The following is a 19,198-nucleotide window of genomic DNA, read 5'->3' as shown; positions in this document are numbered from 1 at the left end:
TTTATGGGGTCCAGGTGCCAAAGATGGCAGTCAGCTGATCATTGGTTAAAGTATTACGGAGCGTATTGTAGATCCTTCCGAAATATGCATCCACTTCTGCGAGGTAGGGGCCCTGTACGCCGGCAGGTACGCCTACTGCATTCATATCACTGACCAGGAAGGCTCTTTCTTCTGCAAAGGTGCGGGTAGCTATGGTGGGCCTTCGTGCACCCTGCAGGTCATTGATCAATCCATGTGGTGTACCCCTGCTACCTTCGGCAAAGTTACGTGTTCTCAGTAACAATGCCGGGGCATCGTCTCTTCGATACACACCCAGGCCGTCAAAGCGTTCCCTGGCCCATGCATCCTGGATCCCGTGGTGCGACTGGAAGAAGTTCCTGGTTCCCCTGTTATCAGTTAGGAAACCGTGGGTATTGAATTCAAATTCACGGATCACGGCACCATCCGCCCTGGTATATTCCCAAAGTCCGCCGGCACCTCTGCGGAGCCTGACACCCGATGATCCTGCTTCAATGGCCGAAATCAGGCGATTATCCATGAACTGCTGCAATTCTGTGCCGTTCGTAACACCATTCAGTGCATCGATGGCATTGGAGAGGTCTGCCTGGTTATCCCTGAACATATGCAGGTATTCCCGGAGTGCCCGATCGTCAGCAGACAAATTCAGCCTGTTGATGAGGTTATGTACCTTGGTCAGGTTCTCCGGAGAGATGTTAACCGGGATACAGGGTGAATTACAAAATGTGAGTGCACGGCGTACATCCGGGTCCATGTTATGCCACATCCTGCGGAGTTCAGGATCGGCATCCAGCATGGCACGTGTTTCAGGACTGAGGCTTCGTTCCCATGCCAGGGCTTCAGCGTTCGGTACATCAGGGGTAAGAGGAGTATTGCCCTGATTATTCGGCTGCCCGGTTCTTACTTCGGCTTCGGTAGCATCGGCGGCAGTTTTGGTCGCATTGGCGTTGGTTTCCGCTTCTGCAATCTGCGCTTCGGCGGCCTGCCTGTTGGTATCAGCGGTAGCTACAGCATCGTCGGTGGCGTTTTCTATGCCTCCCAGGCGGGTTTCCTGTGCATCGGCACTGCCCCGCCATATTTCCCGGCGCCTGCGCCAAAAATCTCTTTCAGCGGCCAGCCTTTCCCTGGCTAGTTCCGTACCTGCAGCCCGCAGATTGGTAAAGAAGTTTTCATCAGCTACAGCCAGCCGGATAAAGCCGATCGTAGTGCGAACTGTTGCAATGATCTGATCGATATTACGAATGGTGTTTACAATCCTTGCTGCCCCGGAGGCCAGGCTGGCAGGCAATTGCCGCATACTGCGCAGGATGCGGATAGGTACCTGTCCTACCTTGGTCAGGAATTCGCCAAAGGTGCTGATGGTCTTAATAGTTTCAATAGCTTCAAGGGCAGCTTTGACAGCTCCATAACCAGCTACGAAGAGCAAGATGATATTCACGACAAAATTCGTCACCCTTCTCATCCAGAAGATGGCGAGCTGACATTCTTCAAAAGGTCCTTCGATCAGGGAGGCTTCCAGTTTTGTTTCTTCCCACATCCGGGAGATCATTTCACCGGGTGCTCCAAAGGCCTGTCCAATGGAGGTAAGGAATTCATTCACCTTATCCGCAGAATCCCTGCATATAGCCCCGCCACTGGCTTTAAAAAGTAACCAGCCGCAGAAGTGCATGATGCCTGCCGCAAGGTCAACAACGCCGCTTATAATGCTTGCAACGGCATCGAAGATGCCTACTATGATACCGGCTACCCCGCAGACCACATATTCCACGAAACCAATCAGGTAATCTCCAACGTCTGTGATGAAATCCCAGGCCCGGCGCAGGAAATTCCTTTCAATGCTGTAAACCGGTAACTCCGGCAGGAGATCATTGCGCAAAGTATTGTAATCGCCCTGCTGCATATCGTCCATGAGGGAGAAGGAAGCCGTTTCGTTCCATTCTGCCTGGGTCAGTTCCCCGAGCCTGGCATAGACCGCCACGCAAGCCATATGATTGGGCAGGCGGCGGAAGTTCTCTAATATAGAATTGCTATCCCGGATGCTGGTGAAACCAGAGATGAGGTTTTTGATTTTATACGCATACCAGTAGGTGGCATATTGTAAGGCTCTTACACTGCCACTGCCAAAGAATGCCAGCGACAGGTTATGAGCATCCATATCCTGCAAATCCCCAAAGAGGAAAACGGTCATATCATCAGGCAGGGAATCTCCCTGTGTCTCCATTTCGGAGAGAATATTGTCCAGCGCACCACCTGTGGGGCCGGTGAGCAGTTCTCTGATCTCTTTGCTGTCGTTGTCAGAGGTCCAGCCATTCAGGCGGCTCAGTACTTCTTTGGCAATGAGTTCACTGATCTGGGTAGATTGTACCTGGATGAAGATGCGGAGCAGGGCTTTCCAGTCGGACGTAACGCAGTCGGAGCTGAGCCAGTCGTATACGTACATTACATCCTGGTCTGCTTTCGCAGCAACGCTATTCAGGATGGCATCGACATCATTTTGCCCCAGGCCCTGGAATTTCGAAAGGATGATGGCGCTGTCATTGCTGGAGGTCCAGCCATCGAGGGCATCGTAAACGTCGTTGGCGTAGCTGGTTTGTTCATCAGCACTGAGCAGGTTAATATTTTTACCGGCTGCACCCTGTTGAACAGTATGTGTCAGCTCATGGGCCAGCAAGTGTTGCCCGCTACTATGCGCAGGATTGTATTTCCCACTGTTAAAGTAAATATGATTGCCGTGCGTAAAGGCTTGTGCATGCAGGTCCTTGTTCATCTCCACCGCCTTGCTGTCCGTGTGAATCCGCACACCACTAAAATCCGCACCCATAGCTGCACCCATATCCTGTTGTACCTCGGAAGGAAGTGGGTGGCCACTACTTTTGCTGGTTTCAAGACCTGATTCTACCCCGGCTGGAGCCAGGGAAGAGCCGTCTCCTTTCTTTTGCAGGGTTTGGATACTTTTAACAGGTTGACGCTGTATAACCTGGTCAGCCACATGATCTGCTTCTTTTTCGTAAACATCATCTGGTGCCCCAACACTTAGTTTGGTTTGAACAGGAGCGTCTTCTTCTTCTTCGGTTTTTTCTTCCTCTTTCTGCAATTTTTCCTGTTCATCGCATGCTGCACATCTTTGTACGCCACTGAAGAACCCTGTATCCGAAAAGAAGTCCTCTCCACCTTCTTTATCAAAAAAGGGACTCTCTTTCTTTGCAGGGGTAGATATAGATGTAGGAGCTACTTTATTCATTTGTCATCGCCATTCAACTCTTAAAATTTGTTTCATCCATGGCAGCCGGATATGACTGATACTCCATGGCAGGTAATCCAATAATATATCAAGGGGTTGCTGTTCTACCTGTAAAAAGGTTTGTTCATTGAGTGTAAAGAGTTTCCCGTTACGTTGCAGGAAACTATCTCTCAATGCGTCCACGGAAGTACGTTGCAGTTTATCCCAATGTTCGATCACTGCTTCCAGCAAAGCGTCTGCTTCTGCACATTCCTCCGGGCTGAGTTCTATTTTGTGGGCAAGGTTTTTACCAAGTGGCCATGCACATAGCAGTTTAGGTATTACGAGTGCATGTTCCGGGGTTTCGCGCTCCCCGGTAGCAAGGTAATGGAGCAGGTATAAAGCTTTTTCCTGCGCCACACTATCTATAAAAACCTGGTTATTTATCAGCCCCAGCTTTTTAAAGAAGCTGCCAAGAAAAGGATGCAATAAAACCAAACCTGCATGGATCAGGAAAATGCCGCCTGATGGAATAACTTCATCTGTTGATTCGATGGCAATCGCATCGTTGATAATATTGCGCTCTTCTATGGGATGGCTAACTGCCGAAGGATTTATTTCCTTTATTACAGAAATACATACCGGTAATAAGGAAATGATCTCTTTGTTTGCGACTTTAATCAGGTCAATTACTTCAATTAGATGTTGTGAAATGTAAGCTGCTGCTACCTGGGGTGCGGACATACCCTTTCCTGTCTTTCCGGCTGCCATCTTAAGCGCCAGTTGCCAGAACTGGTGATGGAGAGCAGGAGAAATGGAATGATATGATGAACTGATAATGGTGGAAGTTTCATTTTTAGAAACAGCATGGAGAATAGCTAGTTCATAAAATGCGGGGAGTAAATTCGGCTGACTTCCGGCAGTCAGTATTTCAATGAGCTGAACCAGGAAAGGAGCAGGGTGATCAGTGATCACTCTTTGTAATACAACCGGGTTATGGAGTAACTGCTCCCTGAGGAGGGTAACCAGCTGGAAATCTGTCGCAAAAGCTTCGAGCACATAATTATACCACGCCTGATCTGTTTTTAACGTATTCCATGGCAGGTATCCTTTCTGCATGTAAAAGAGCCATTGGCGGCCTACAGAAAGGCGAATGGTATTGCCTGCTGTGGCTGATATTCTCAATGCCGGAGAAATCTGCTTACGCAGTTGCTCCAGCAGAAGCGGGTAGATGAGTTCCTCTCCTTTACCAGCCTTCAGGTCCTTCATCCGGAGTATTCCCAGATCGATGGTGACAGTATCCAGGTGAATGACTTCCCCTTCTTCACAAAGTTCATTGCATGCTTTTTCCAAGAGGGGCACTAAATGATGATGGAAATACCTGCTCATTTCATGCTGCCACTCGAAAGCAGGTGCTGACTTCGGAAGTTTCAAAGTCAGCACCTGCCTGCGGATCATATGGTGTTGTTCCGCTGCCATGTATTATTGAAAGAGATGTTCAATTTGACTGAGATCTAAGGACGGCTCGTACTTTGCTACTGTAGTAGCGTTCCATTCTTTGTAGATATCAGCTAAAGGCATTTTGGCTTTTAACTGGTTCAATACAGGCTTAAGGGAGGTGAGCCCGCTGATGTCTTTGCCACCGAAGGTGTATTTGTCCAGGTAATTACCGGTGAGTAAGCTGACGAGAGAAGTAGCCTGTTTTTTATTCAGGATCTTCTTTTTACCGCCAGGCCAGTGGCTGAGAATCTTTTCTATGGCTTGCTGGTATTGCGTGAAGGACGGTTCGGCAGCATCGGAAAAAGTGTTGATCATGCCAGCCAGTTGTTTGTCTTTGATCTCAGTGGATAGTTCTTTGATGGCTTTTTTGCGTGCGTTAAGGCGGCCGTTGATAATCCGGGCTTTGCTGCTGGTATCAATACTGATTGGAGCAGTTGTTACTACCTCCGCATGTGCATTCTCTGCCTTCACCGATGCCACGGTGAATATAGGTCCTGAATCATCACAAGAGCTTTTCCAGTCAAACAACTCATTCACCTGCTGCTGAAAATCCTGTGTCTCTACATTCCTTGTCAGCACCTGCAGGAAAGCATTGAAATCAAACGGACCATTACAAACCGTTTTATTCGCCATCCACCGGATCCATTGTTTATAATACCCTTCAAATTCACAGAATTCTTTCGGCCGTAGCCATATAATCCGCAGCAATACATGCGCCGGCGCCTCTCTTTGCAGCATGTTCTCAATCACCTGCCTGTTCCCGTCTTTCCTGAATCTCTCCGGCCAGGCAGGCAATACTACGGTCGCAATAAATGAATAAGGATCATAACCCGCTACCAGATCGGGGAAATTACACTGACTAAACAACTCAGCCTGGTGCGGCAAAAGGTAACAACCACAGTTATACTCACAGTGCGGACGCAGCAGAATATGCTCCACTACATGCAAACCCTCGCTATTGATCAGTTTCTGGGCTCTCTTCACTGCCTCGCAAGCCATTTCAGCAGTGGTATATTTTTGTGGATTCCAGGCAAGCATTTCCCCGGCAGCAGGCAGTAAATCGGCCGGCTGATTGGGTTGCCCATCCGGTGTACTACAACCACAACTATATCGCGGAGAATAGAAGCTCACCCCATATGGTCCACAGCTGCAATCAAAACTACTCCGGTAGTTTTCATAATCCCCCAGCATCGCCAGCAGGTTTAGTAATTGTTGCACCGCATCCCTGTAGCTGGCAAAACCATTTTTGATCATCCAGCGGTCACAAACCTCACTGCTGAGAGAGTTGATCACATTGGTTTTATCCTGTAAGAAAGGAATATTGATATAGTATTGTTTATCCTCACCTAACCTGATCAGATTATTGTAATACTGGAACACCCCTAATAACTGTTGCTTCCAGGTTTCAAAAGGAATCGCTGTCACCGCAGCATATGCAGTGACCAGCCTTTGCTGATTTGCATTCGTGAGGTAATAGTCATTTTGTTTACTACCGGCAATGATATTCTTTTCATTCTGCAAAGCATCAATTACATCCACCCAGTTACAAACTCTTGCCTGTGGCACAGTTGCAAAAGGAACGCCATTATTATCCTTTAATATGCTGCTGCCATTTTCATCGCTGGTCGTAAAAGGTTTTTTCCCCGCCACTGCCTTGTATTGATTATATAAGGCAATCTTGGCATCCTCTCTTTTAGCCACATCATCATATTCACAAGGATGGATGATCAATTGCTCTGTGCTACCCATAAAGAAGCTGTAAGCGCAGGAATGACTATATCGCTGAAATTCGCCTGTATTAATAAACAACTGTACCCCCTGGTCGCCCCATGCATCATCAGGTGTAAGAAAACGGGTCGTACTCTCTGCCAGTACTTCTCTCAGGTAAGTACGGGTTGTGCCATTGCAATCGCAGGTATTCGTATAATTACCAGCATACTGCAGCAGGATCAGGAAGAACCTGAATGCCTGCATCGCTGCCGCCGGATCAGAATAATAATTCACACTCTGCCATTCACCTAATGAGAAATAGTACACCGCCTCATCCGGATCAGTAAAACAACATTGTGATTTGATGGCAGCACAGGGATTCTGCTCGCAAGGGTAGAAGCGGCGATAAAACTCATCGCAATCTGCTCTTTTGAATAATTGTTTGATTGGGTAGGTGGCTGCTAATACAGGATCTGTGACTTGCGTACCCTCTTGCAACAGCAGCAGGTATTCGGCCCTGAAAGCCTGCAGGGCCTCATCCTGGCTATTATACCCGCTTGTACTCTTGTATAATACGATCTCTTTGTCTGGTGTAGTACGATTAATCGTCTTTATCTGGTAATAGTATAATTTACCTTCCTGTACAATAATATCTCCCCCCAGGTAGATTTCAAGATAATCCGGGATCACCTGTTTACGGGCATCTATAATAACATTGTTTACCGCTACAGGATGATCTTTGTCTACCAGTCTGTATACATATTGCCCGCACTGGCTGATTTCATCAATCTGTACATACGCATCGTAAGCTTTGGTATCCGTCGCGCTACGCAGGCTTTCTATATTTTTCCGGATCTCCAGCAGGGAATTAATACCTTCATCCAGTGGTACCTCTGCAGACAAACGGCTACTGATTTTATTGGCAGTTAAATCAGCTCCATTCAGTTTATACTGAGGCAATGCAGTAGTAAACTTCTTCGCTGCTTCCAGCGCAGTCGCCTGGGTGTTATACGCCTCCTGGCTTGTAAAGGTATATCGCTGTTCAGGATGATAACCGATGGTGTAATTGAACTTCCAGGTATCTGGTGCCTGGTTGATGCTCATATCATACCTGAACTCATTGACAATACGCCAGATCTTATCCTGCAAGGCCTGTGCAGCAGCTTCAGAATTGGTCTCCATTGCACATACTGCTATTGGCGTTTCTCCGTCATTGATTGAAAGGAGGTATTTATCGCCATCAGCTTCCTTCGCGATGGCGTAATTAGCCGCATTCAGCATTAGTACCAGCAGTCTGAAAGCATGTGTATGTACCTGTTCTTTGTTATCAAATTCTGCAAGCGGTGTGAATTTAAAGCGGTTCCCTTTCTTCTCCACCAATGCATAAGACAATTTATCCGGCTTGTCAATGATGTCATTGTCGCCAATCTTAAATGCATCAGTATCAATAAAAGTAGTTGCCTGCTTTTCGTCAAATGCCAGTACACCAATTGCCTGGGAAGGTGTTTCCGTATCTTCCCATACCTTCGGCTCATTGATTTGACTGATCTCCTGTACCGCCAGTGTATGCGCCTGGTCTTCAGCCGGGGAAGGGGCGATTAACATCCTGACCTTGTTGCCCGCACTATCTTTCAATACCGCATTATACCTGTAAGTATAGATGTACACATCTTCAGGCGCAATATCAGTAGTATATAATCTTTGCAAACCATTAATCACCGAATTCGCCGTTTCGGCTGTAGGTTGCTTCATGGAAAAAGTGGCGTTGTTCGCCTTAATCACATATGCCTGTTCATGTGCCAGGTATTCAGTAGTATAATTTTTCTGATCTCCCAGTTGTGTCAGCAATGCTTTTGCAGCCTCCTGTGCTTCTGCACGTGTATCATATTTCACTGTACTACGGAAATAGTCATTTTCGCCGACAGGTAGTGAGAATAAGTATTGCTCAGCATATTGTACCACCTCAAAATTGCACAGGGTATGCTGTGTATTATCTGTATTACCACTTAAGGCCAGGAAGCGTTTTTCAAATCCTGAGATGTCATTAATTTTACTGTAATCATAACCACTACCTCTGTCAGCACTCAGTTCACTATAATTACCTAAGAAGTTCTCTTTTGCTTCAATCTGGCTCTGTCCATAAGATAAGACGGCAAAGTCTGTGAACTGCTCAGCGAATCTGGATAATAAATGATCCAGAAAACCCTGTCTGCGTGCGGCATATTGATGCTCATCCTCGGCAATTTGTTGCAGGTATACTGCATAGTTGCTCAGGTTGAAGCTGATCTCAAATGAATACCGGGTATTTGCCGCATAGAGGAATGCATTGTAGTTACTGTCAAACGTGCCCATATACAGCAAAGCCGTTGCTGCATTGTTGGCGCTCAGCGCATCCGGATAGTAGCGCTTGCTGATCAGAACGAAATCAGTTGCAGTACTGGTAATGTAGTAAAAACAACAGCCGTCTTTTTGGGTGATGACGGTAATCGTTGCATTGTTATTACGCAGGTCATCTTCCAGTTGCGCAATAGCAACTGCATTATCAGCGGTCGTTTCAAAAGTGGCCGGTGTCAGCTGGCTGATATCTATTGTCAACAGGTCTGCAGTGTCGATGATAGACCTGTCAATTGGAAAGCAGAGGGTATCCCCTGTATTCCCCAGTGATCCATCACTGAATCTCTGCAGCTTATCCAGATCCGGCACACTATCCAGGCCATTGATGAAATAAGAATGTTGCTCACCCGTAGCAGACATGGAGAAGAGCGTACGTATATGTTGCAGCTGGGTAAGATAATTGGCCAGCAACTGATCAAAGAATAAAAGGTAGCCTTTTAACTGTAAAGCCTGTGCTTTACGCAAAGGAGTCGAACTTGGGGAAAGACCTCCTTTGGCAATACCATATACACGGGGAAAATCATTCTGAATTGAATAATAATCTGCCAGGTCCTTTCTATACACCCCTGTAGGTATGGCTGCATCTAAATACGGGAATTGCTGTGTATACGTGATCTTGCCGGTATAGCGGAAGTTCACCAGCAACAGGTCATTGTACTTTGAAAAGTCGAATGAAACAGGAATACCATTCCGTGTAAACCTGAATTCACAGCAGGCAGGATTCAATAACGGAATATGGTTTTCAGGAAGCGCAATCTTCCAGCGTTCATCCGAATCCCTGTCGCAGAACTTTATTCTCAGTGATTGTAACCTGCTAATCCCATTTGTAGACAGTAGTACATTGTATACATCCGAAGTATGAATTTCTTTTCTTAAAATGATCTGTTCAAACTCCGCCGTATCCACAAATCCATGACTACTGTTTACATTATAAGGTCTGCCGGCAAAGGCTTCATCCATCGATACACCTTTGTCCAGCAACTGTGGCAGGGTATAAAATTGTGGGGCAGGAGAGAAGAAGTTTTGCAGGTGCTGCATCAGGTCCAGGTAGGTCTTTTCAGGGTCCGCACCATTTGCCAGTTCTATATCCGCTGTTACACCCAGTGGCTGCCTGCATAAAATATAAATCTTCAGGAAGTCTTCACAGAAGTTACGATGCGCCAGCAGGCTCTTTTTCACCATTTCCAGTACCTTCGCTTCCACGGCATTATCTTCCAGTTCTATATACACATTATAAAGACCATTCAGTGAAATACCTGCGCGATTAGTATTATAATTTCCACAGAACTGCTCTACATTAAAATCATCCACCACCTGCAACCATGCATTTCTCACTCCGTCAATATCAATCAACATTTTCCTGTAATCCAGGATCGTTACAGGATTACAGGAAAATATCTGCGCAGGGGTAAAGAAGTTATTATCCGTAGTTGTACTGCCTGGTGCAGGTGTAAACAGATCCACTGCAGGCAGGTTGGTACGATAGCCCAGATCCAGCAGTGCATAACAAAGGGTCTCCAGTATGGTGATACCTGGATCGTGTACGTTGTGATCTGTCCAGATCTTGCCAGACAATTGCGCGAGGTAACCGATCCCTTCCGATCTTAACTTTGTAAAATCCAGGTAGTCCGGGAAGCCGGCATTTTGCTTACTGATGACTGTCGTTTCGTTTAAAACATCTGCCATGGTGGCTTACTTATTTGGGGGTTACGGAATCTTCACAATATTGCATCACTGGTGTAGGCTGGTTACCGCAGGTATATTCGCGATCCCAGTTTTCATTTTCATCCTCCGGAATGTTCACTTCTACATCACCGGCTATGAGAATACTGCGGGGTGTTAGGGGGCATACATTGGTCACATCAGTGCCGGTAGTATCTCCCTCATGCCACAGCCGCAGGTCCTGTACATAATCTACATAATCTCTCGTCTCCAGGAAGTAGACAATATCTGATCTGTAAATACATTGGCCGAAGCTGAGCTTATCATATACACCTACTGCCCATGGCGCAAGGTATTCCCGCAGGTCAGCAGCGAGTTTATCCTTGTAGTAGCCTTTATCTTTGCCGGGATATAATTTTACCTGGATGCAGCAGTTCACCTTTTCATACCTGGGGTTCATGACCCGCAGTTTTACGAATGGAGAAGCTACTTTTTGCAGGCCCTCCTGGATTTTTTCCAACAGGCTCAATGGGGCTTTGGGTTCAAAGGCTTGCGAGGCTTTCAGCTTGTTCAGATCCGGGATTACCGCTATCAGTACATGACCGGGGGCCATGGGAAAGTCGTTTGTAAATGCGGCCGCATCCAGTGCATGACTATGATTGATACATTTGACTTTGAATACCTGTGGAAAGGCATCCAGTACGATCCGTTCATAGTCGAATTTCTGAATCGCTCTTCCCTTATGACGCAATAACTCGCTCACACGTACATAATACTGACCCTGTTCTTCCGGAACACTGCCTCCAAAAGAAGGATAGGGCTGACTGATCTTCTTTACCTTTGCATCTGCTTCCTTTAGTTTGGAAATTTGATTAGCATCCATCGCGTTTGTCAGGCGCATCTTATCATTTGCTGCATCGTTGGTGAAAGTCACCCGCACGGCCTGTGTATGAATACCTATCGCCTCTGCAACAGATTTACTGTTAATTGGGATCGCTGCTTTGATCCAGTGAAGTCCTTTAGGTAAAATGGTGTTTTCGTTTGTCATATTCGCCGGCAGGGAGAACTGGATGATGCCGGAAATAGTCAGGCCGTCGGTCGCATCATCCAGCACTTCAAAACCTGTACGCAATGTTTTCCACTGGTTATTATCCAGGTAATACCATTGTACCTGCTGCCGTTCAGCTTCAGAATCGGCGGTAGCTTCTGCCAGCTGGAACAATACACTCAGGTTATTGCCCGGCAGGAGATCTTTCAGACCGATGAATAAATTTCCTTCATCAGTGAATAATGGAAACAGCGTCGGACTGGCTGTAATACTCACTGGTTGATACGTGCCTGTATATGGATGCAGGTGAATCAGGTCAATATCTTTGACTGTTGCGGTGGCTGTATAATCCAGTGAGATGCCTTTGATCACTGGCGTATACGGTTCATTAGGGATCACGACCCTGATATTCTGCAACTTTACGATCTTATCATACGTTGGCTTCAGTATCTGGTCCTCTTCATAATCGAGCATGCGCTTCAGGTTATACCCATTCCAGTCGGGGGCATTGTCCGGTACGCCATTCGGATATAAAGGAAACGGATGAGGTGGAAAAGGCTGCTGGCCATCAGGAGGTGGATTACCCAATGCCAGCTTATACTCTCCATCAGAAAAATCGATCGGCGTATTAGGTTGCTCCGGGTATTTCAGCCACAGTTTATCGAACAGCTGATCGGCCCTGTTACGGATATTCGTTGTAAGCTCATAAGAATGCTTTACAGCATCAAATACCTCGTTAAATGTCAGTACCTGTGCCGTAGAAGTACCAGTAGGCGATATGCCATCATAAACAGGCCCTACGTAGATTTCCGGGTACTTGCCCAGGGCCAGCATTTGCCTGGTCAGCACATAAGAATATCTTGCATGCTGGAAGTCCAGGTTATGTACAGAGGTCAGTGACAGGCGCAGGAAACCGTCCTGGGAGCCATTTGTGTAGGGAACATCGGTATAGCTAATGCCATCATTCCTTTTGTAGGCATTGATGCCTGTAAAATTATTCCTCTTGAAATTAAAGAAGTACACCGGACCCTCATTGCCGCAGAATTTATCAGCAGGTGTATCGCTGCTAAAGAGCTTTTTGCTTCCATTGTAATTACGCCAGCTGCCATGATCCAGGAAGTCTGCCGTAAAGAGGAAATTATCCTCGTTAAAATGAGATTGTTCTATGGCAGGGGTAGTCGTCAGATCCTCATATCCATGATAGTAGGTCTCAAGGCTCCCAGGCTTGTCCTTCCAGTTCAATCTCAAATTGATAGCCGTCCAGTTCTTGTTGAAGATCTCTTTGGAACTGAGTATAAAATGAGAACCCAGGCGCGGCCTGGAACTAAAGGGATAGATAATTCCATTGATGTCCATCGGACTATCATCATTCTGTACAATGAAGTTCTTCAACCCGCATACCATCACATCAATGTTGTTATCTTTTAGTATAACATGCTTAAAGAAATAATAGAGCGATACTTCAATGTCATCTGTAGTGGGTGGTACAGACAGGCAACAGTAATTTTCAGACTGTTTATTGCCCGGCAGCCGCATGGCAATCAGGTCATTTAATAATACCCTGACTACCGGCTGTGTGGTATTGAAATCTTCTTTTAATTTACCCTTGTCGTAAAATACGATCGCAGGACTGGCGGGCTGCAGCGTCGCATTGATCGTTATAGAGAACTGGTTCCCGTTCAATGCAGGATCGAACGTAATACTCAGTTCATCTGCATCCAGCCATTTTTCTTTACCACTGAATGATACGTTCAGTGCCTTTTGTGGCGGGAAAATATCCTTCAGTGTATCACCTGTATTCAAACTGTTAAATTCAGCTTCGGTGATGAGTGCATCATAATTGTATTTCAGCTGTGGGTTATAGCACAGCGTTTGTGTAGGTTTCTCCAGCAGGAAGGTGTAAAGGCTGGCTTCCAGTGCAGCGCTGATGCCGCGTTTCACCGCCTGTTTGATAAGAGGTTTACTGATATAATAGTAGGTTTGCTGAATCAGTCCGGCAACAGTGCTGTACAGATCAAAAGCATCTGTCAGGCCGCAAACCAATTTTATGCTGACAGTACGTTTGCCTTCATTCAACAGGAGCACGGGGGATGCTAATATAAATCCTAATCGTGCATGCGGATAGGGATAGGTAAATTTCTGCTCAGGGTCAGTGTATTTACTATAATGACTGCCCATGGTCGGCCAGCTGTCCGGTGTGCCCTGCGATACACCATCTGCAAACAGTGCATTTGGCGCCATATATACACCGTTGCTTACAAAGAGGGTACGTACATCTGCCACCTGTGCCTTATTAGCCACCAGTTCATTGTCCAGCGAGAAAAGTACTTCGGCTTTGTTGTTATCCTTTCCATCCTTTACCAGCAATCCTGCCTGTAAACGGTATTGTTCCAGTTGCTGCTGGATGTCCACAATAATGTGTACCTGGTCTGCTTGCGCGGGCCTTGGCTTTAATTGTAATACCTGCTGATAAAAGAAATCCAGGTGCTTTTTTGCAAAGCTGTTCAGGTCATCCTGCAGGTAGCGGAATAATTTCAGGAAGGCAAACAGTAAACCCAGGTGTGGAGTATGCTGTTGCTGCAATGCTGCTTTCAGGGGCAGCAAACTATTCTCGATATCCGCAGCGGCAGCTGTACTGATGCTGTCTATTACCTGCTGACTGTTGTTGAATACATTCACTACGGCAGCAGCAATATCCGTAAGACTGTTTAAGGACGATACGGCATACAGGTCATCGATATCCAGGACCCAGTAGTCACTTTCAAAATAGGCGCGAAAGTCAATTCTTTTGATAGCAAATTGGGAAGCAGCCGCATTATCGAGCGCAATAAATTCTACCAGGCTATTGCGCAGTTTATCTTTGATCACATGGAGCAGGAGGGGTTCCAGTGCAAGTCCGCTATCTTTCACCTGCTGGTACCAGGCATCTACACGACTGATGGTATAATACCAGGTGTATTGAAGCAGCAATTGTAAACCCCTGGCAGAGGGCTTCTTACCAAAGAGGTAATAATAGCCATCCAGCTTTTCTTTCTTAGCCGGCAGGTTGTATTTATTGATCGCGCTCAGCGTAAAAGGCGTACTGTTACGGAAGAAGGCTTGCCAGTCGCCGGCATTGATCAGTACACCGCCCTGTGCATCGTAGTAGTTAACGTGCCTGGAGAGCTGTACAAAATAATCCAGCAGATCGGACAATTGCCTGCCATCGATCTGTGTGGTACTGGAGAGCAGATCGTCCAGTACACGCTGACGCTGGCTGGTGCCGGGATCATGTTGAAATGGATGGAGCAGGTGATTGCATTCCATAGTTATTGATTCTTTATACTGGCTTTAATGCCTCGTTCTTATAGTAATCGTACACATAATTGAAACGGGAATTGGTTTCAGGTACGGTGTATTCAACCGAAATAGTGAAGCGGCCTTCAATCAGGTCAAAAGAGCTGTCGGCCGTCACATCAATCTTGTCTGCAATGATGCGGGGTTCGTAAAAGAGGATAGCGGTTTGCACCCTGTCTTTGATATACCCGATCATAGAGCTGCTCAGCGGTTCAAACAAATAATCGTTGAGGTTACAGCCATACTTGGGTTGCATCACTCTTTCGCCCAGGCTTGTGCTCAGCAGGATGTTAAGGCTTTCGTGGATGTCCTCGTAGTCACTTACCAGTTCCACCGCACCCGTTTGCTGGTTGAAAGTAGGAGGGAAGGACCAGCCGCGGCCAAGGAATGAGTTTACTATTGTGCTCATGTTTTCTTTTTTAGGTTTATCCGCCAATCATCACAGTAGGGAGCCCTGCCACAATTACTCCTCCGTGGGCTGTATTATCGCCCATACGGGCTGCCGGCCGTCCACCTATCAACACGGTCGCAGAACCCTTCACAATGGTATCAGGAGGCCCTGTACAGACCAGTATATCACCTACCACTGCTGCCGGCATGCCACCTACCATTACGGTAGGTACACCAGGCCCTGTCACCGGACCTCCTACATGTGGAACCGGACCCGGATTCACCAGGGGGCAGGTATGCATATCCGATATTCTTGCTGCTGGAGGCATATCAGTTAATTTTTACTAATGATCCTGTTATTTCTGTAATACCACTTGATGTCAGTTTGGTGCTCGCACCACCTGAAAGAGATGCATCTGCATTGGCCTGCATAGAGAGCGAGTTCGCTTTGATAGTCAGTGAAGCTGCCGCTTCCAGGCTCAGGTTCGCACCCGCTTTCAGCTTAATGTCCATCGGGCTTTCCATGCTCACGCCGCCGGAGTCCATCGTCACCTTATTACTGTTCTGATCTGTAATAGTGATCTGCTGGCCGGCTTCGTCCAATACAATCTTATTGCCGGCCGGCGTATCAATGCTGATCGTTTTTGTATCATCGTTAAAAGAAATGTGCATTTTACTGCGGGTGGTAAATCCTTTTTCATTATTTGCATCCTGTGCTTTGATAGGGGCTGGTTTGGCGCTGCTATGCAGCATACCCAGCACCACCGCATCGCGGGGATCATCATTGATAAAGCCTACGATCACTTCATCACCTATTTCAGGACGAAAGAATGCGCCTCTGTCCTTACCTGCATCCAGGCTGGCTATCCTGGTCCAGATTCCCTGGGCATCGTTGTCGATAACAGGAATGCGTACCAGGATCCGGTCCTGCCCGTCAGGATCATTTTCCAGTTGTACCACAATACCTATCTGCAGGCCCCTGATGCCTCCTGCTAATCCGGCAGCAGGTGCATCGTTCATATCATGATGAAGAAAAGCGTAAGGAGTAGGATCCAGGCCAAATTGAATATGTGTATCCCACATACCTTTACCCAGTTCCTGCCTGACCGCCGTTACAAAAGCATTGCCTTTGAAACGGTTGCCCACGCCATCCAGTTTTACCATGTCACCGGGTTTAATACCTGCAAAACCACTGAAGCGTGCACGGCCCCTGATCTTGCTCATACGGCTTTTCAGCATGGTGCCATTCACCCAGTCCTGCAGTTCCTGCTCCAGGCGATGACCGCTATGATGCAGCTCAAAAGGCAATTGTTTCATGGCAGCAGAAAGATCCTGTCCGCTCAGGTTGCCGTGTTCGGAATAAGACACGCCATCTGTATCCGCCTGAAATAATTGCTGGTTACTGTAATCCCAGGAGCGGGCGGCCACGTTTTTCCATTGACGGCGGGCATCGATGTCCGCTTCAAATTCCAGTACGGAAGAACCATAGCTCACCTGTAAAACAGGGGCAGCAGTGGTATCCGGTTTTTTAATGATCACCTTCCCATCATCTGCGTTGACCAGCATGCCATTGGCTTCAGCGCGCAGCAGCATGAAGTCCCAGTCACTCAGGTGATGTTGAACGAGTTCTTTATGAGTAAGGGTAGTAGTCTGTGTTTCGCTGCTGAGTGCATATTTCCCAATGAGGTCATCGAATACTTCACTATCCTTTACCTGCTCAAAATAGCGGCTATGCCGGCCCAGCGTCATATGCATGGCGTCATCCCTGCATTCAATCTGTAGTTCACCATTGCCATTCTCTTTTACTTTAATAGCATGACGGGTGATGACGCCTTTAAAGATCTGTGTGTTATCGCCATCTCTTCCTATTCTGATCACGATACTTTTACCTGGAATAAACAGGTCTTCGTCGCTGATGGCAAATGTTTTATCGGGTGCTTCCCCATCCCGCAGGATAATGCGGGCCATGGGAATGCGGTTAATTTCTTTGGTGACAGTAATGGAAAGGATCTGGTAGTCCGGGGATACTGCCGTACCATTCACGAGTAGCGTATAGGTAGCTACATCATGCTGTGAGTCGTTTGGTATCAGTATTTCTTCCATTACTTTTCAGTTTGGTCAAAGGGTGGAAAATACAGCTCAGTACCTGCTTTGATACTACGAAAGGTACTCAGGCCATTCACCTTTGCTACCTGCATCAGGTAGGCGGGATCGTTATAGATCGTATTGGTCAGGTTGTCCAGCCGGTCGCCCTGTACTACCTTTCTGTAGTGCGTAAGGTCAGGGGAGCTTGTTCTGTCACGGGCCTGTCTTTCCTGCCTGGCTACATAGTTCAGAAAGGTGGCATTCAGCTTTACGCGCAGAGGATCTCCCTTGGGTGTAAAGAGGGTATGATTGATGTCCAGGTTGGAAAGCACACAGCGAAACTTAATGTCGGTACCCCAGATGAGCAGGAGGAAACGCGGACGGTGAATATTACTGTCCATGTTGTATACACAGTGTGTGAACATTTCCAGCTGCCGGGTTACGGGCACCGTTTTCAAACTGTCAAGGTAGCCTTCTATCGTACCCGTACCATCCAGTATGAATTCCAGCCGCAACTCCTCGGGGGCAGTAGATTTGAAGCGTACATCCGTACCATTGTTGCCATGACCTCTTCTTTCATCCAGGTCTACCTTGTAGTTCTTGGTGAATGATTCAGGATTTACAGGCAGGGTAAATACCGTTTCTTCGCCTGTATAATCCCTGTTGGGAAAGGAATGTATCTTCAGTTTTACCAGGTGATTATTATCGCTCATTTCTATCTTTTATAGCATCCATGGTCTTGTCAAGGGTATCTTTTATCATTTCTTCGCCGGGTGATACATTGTTGTTGTCACCACTACCTGAAGTGCCGGCACCGCTGCCGCCAGCTGCCGCATCATCAGTGATGGTGGCTTTGATCACCAGTTCCCGGATCTCTATAGGCATCTTATTCGAATATTAAACGGTTATAGTTGAGTTCCAGCGTCTCGATCAGTACTTCTCCCCGTTCAGCGTTCAGTTCACCTATTTTCCAGCTGCGTGGCCATACATTGCTGAGTTTCCACAACATGAGTGTTTGGTGCGCTTCATTCAGCAACGATACCTGTAGTAGCTGGAGGGGTTTCACCTTCTCATCGTCGAAGGCTTCCTTCAGCCATTTGGTGAGCATCGAACTTTGTGAGGGAGATAAGAGCCCCCTCTTTAATACGAGGGGGCCGTACTTTCTTCTCACCGGAATCACATGCTCAAAGCGGTTTTCGCCGCCTTCCCTTACCGTTTCCGTATCCAGGGTAGCATCCAGTCCGCTGACTGATTGAAAGCGCACATCGATGTTTTCCGTGTCAGTTACGAACTCCACCCTGAAGTGGAAGTTCACGGTCTGGTAAAAGGAATTTGCTACGTTTTCTGCCATGATTAGTTGTTAGCTTCCATGATTTCAAGTCCTTCGTGTACCAGTTCCATCGTTTCGATCGCCACTTCATTGGCGTCGGCTTTCAGGTCGGTAGAGTTCACTTTCGAAGGCCATGCATTGAGCAGTTTCCAGGTGATGATGGCTTCATGGTTTTCGTTAAGCAATTTGATGGTCACAGTTCTACGGAATTTAGAACCCGTCTTGTTACCTTCCTGGAAGTAGTAGGTTTTGGACCATTCATTATAGAAGTCAAAATCACCTTCAAAGGTGCCGCGCTTCAGCGTTACATTGCTGAACTTGCGCAGGCCGGCCTGTTTGGATTTATTATATCTTTTGCTGTTACCTTCGCGGTATTCTATCACTTCGGTTTCGAAATCAAGACCGCTTACTTCGGTAAATCCCATCCTGAAATCTGTACCCCATTCTACCTGGAAGTGGAATTTAGGAATTGGGTAATCGCCTTTAGCTGCCATATGCATTTATA

At 46.9% G+C, this 19,198-nt stretch carries 11 protein-coding genes; all 11 read right to left on the bottom strand.

Annotated features, from left to right (window positions below; translation table 11 throughout):
- Window position 1: 1 nt before the first annotated feature.
- From U0033_RS11370 to U0033_RS11320, 11 genes are read right to left on the bottom strand one after another with little or no spacing between them, the layout of a single operon-like run.
- Window positions 2-3,259, bottom strand: coding sequence for an eCIS core domain-containing protein (locus U0033_RS11370; RefSeq protein WP_072356545.1), 3,258 nt, complete (start codon window positions 3,257-3,259; stop codon window positions 2-4).
- Between the two features lie 3 nt (window positions 3,260-3,262).
- Window positions 3,263-4,717 carry a contractile injection system tape measure protein gene (locus tag U0033_RS11365; protein WP_072356547.1) on the bottom strand — a complete coding sequence of 485 codons (1,455 nt, stop codon included), beginning with the start codon at window positions 4,715-4,717 and terminating at the stop codon, window positions 3,263-3,265.
- A gap of 3 nt (window positions 4,718-4,720) precedes the next feature.
- Entirely contained in the window at window positions 4,721-10,528 is a 5,808-nt protein-coding gene (locus U0033_RS11360) for a hypothetical protein (protein WP_072356548.1), read from the bottom strand.
- A gap of 10 nt (window positions 10,529-10,538) precedes the next feature.
- Complete coding sequence (locus tag U0033_RS11355; RefSeq protein ID WP_072356549.1) at window positions 10,539-14,858, bottom strand: baseplate J/gp47 family protein; 4,320 nt, start codon at window positions 14,856-14,858, stop codon at window positions 10,539-10,541.
- A 13-nt stretch (window positions 14,859-14,871) separates the two neighbouring features.
- Complete coding sequence (locus U0033_RS11350) at window positions 14,872-15,297, bottom strand: GPW/gp25 family protein (protein ID WP_072357063.1); 426 nt, start codon at window positions 15,295-15,297, stop codon at window positions 14,872-14,874.
- Between the two features lie 16 nt (window positions 15,298-15,313).
- Entirely contained in the window at window positions 15,314-15,607 is a 294-nt protein-coding gene (locus U0033_RS11345) for a PAAR domain-containing protein (protein ID WP_072356550.1), read from the bottom strand.
- Between the two features lies 1 nt (window position 15,608).
- On the bottom strand, window positions 15,609-17,381 hold the full coding sequence (vgrG, locus tag U0033_RS11340) for a type VI secretion system tip protein VgrG (RefSeq protein ID WP_072356552.1): 1,773 nt from the start codon (window positions 17,379-17,381) through the stop codon (window positions 15,609-15,611).
- Complete coding sequence (locus U0033_RS11335) at window positions 17,381-18,076, bottom strand: CIS tube protein (RefSeq protein ID WP_072356555.1); 696 nt, start codon at window positions 18,074-18,076, stop codon at window positions 17,381-17,383. The genes vgrG and U0033_RS11335 overlap by 1 nt, the downstream gene beginning before the upstream one ends.
- On the bottom strand, window positions 18,066-18,248 hold the full coding sequence (locus tag U0033_RS11330; RefSeq protein WP_072356558.1) for a DUF5908 family protein: 183 nt from the start codon (window positions 18,246-18,248) through the stop codon (window positions 18,066-18,068). The genes U0033_RS11335 and U0033_RS11330 overlap by 11 nt, the downstream gene beginning before the upstream one ends.
- A gap of 1 nt (window position 18,249) precedes the next feature.
- Window positions 18,250-18,714: a phage tail protein gene (locus U0033_RS11325; RefSeq protein WP_072356560.1), complete on the bottom strand. Its 465-nt coding sequence runs from the start codon at window positions 18,712-18,714 to the stop codon at window positions 18,250-18,252.
- 2 nt (window positions 18,715-18,716) lie between these two features.
- The gene (locus tag U0033_RS11320) at window positions 18,717-19,187 is read right to left on the bottom strand and encodes a phage tail protein (protein ID WP_072356563.1); all 471 of its coding nucleotides are present in this window, start codon (window positions 19,185-19,187) and stop codon (window positions 18,717-18,719) included.
- Between the last annotated feature and the right edge of the window lie 11 nt (window positions 19,188-19,198).

Source organism: Chitinophaga sancti, assembly GCF_034424315.1.
Lineage (GTDB): Bacteria > Bacteroidota > Bacteroidia > Chitinophagales > Chitinophagaceae > Chitinophaga > Chitinophaga sancti.
Note: the sequence above shows the minus strand (reverse complement) of the source record. Positions and strands in the feature narration are given on the sequence as shown.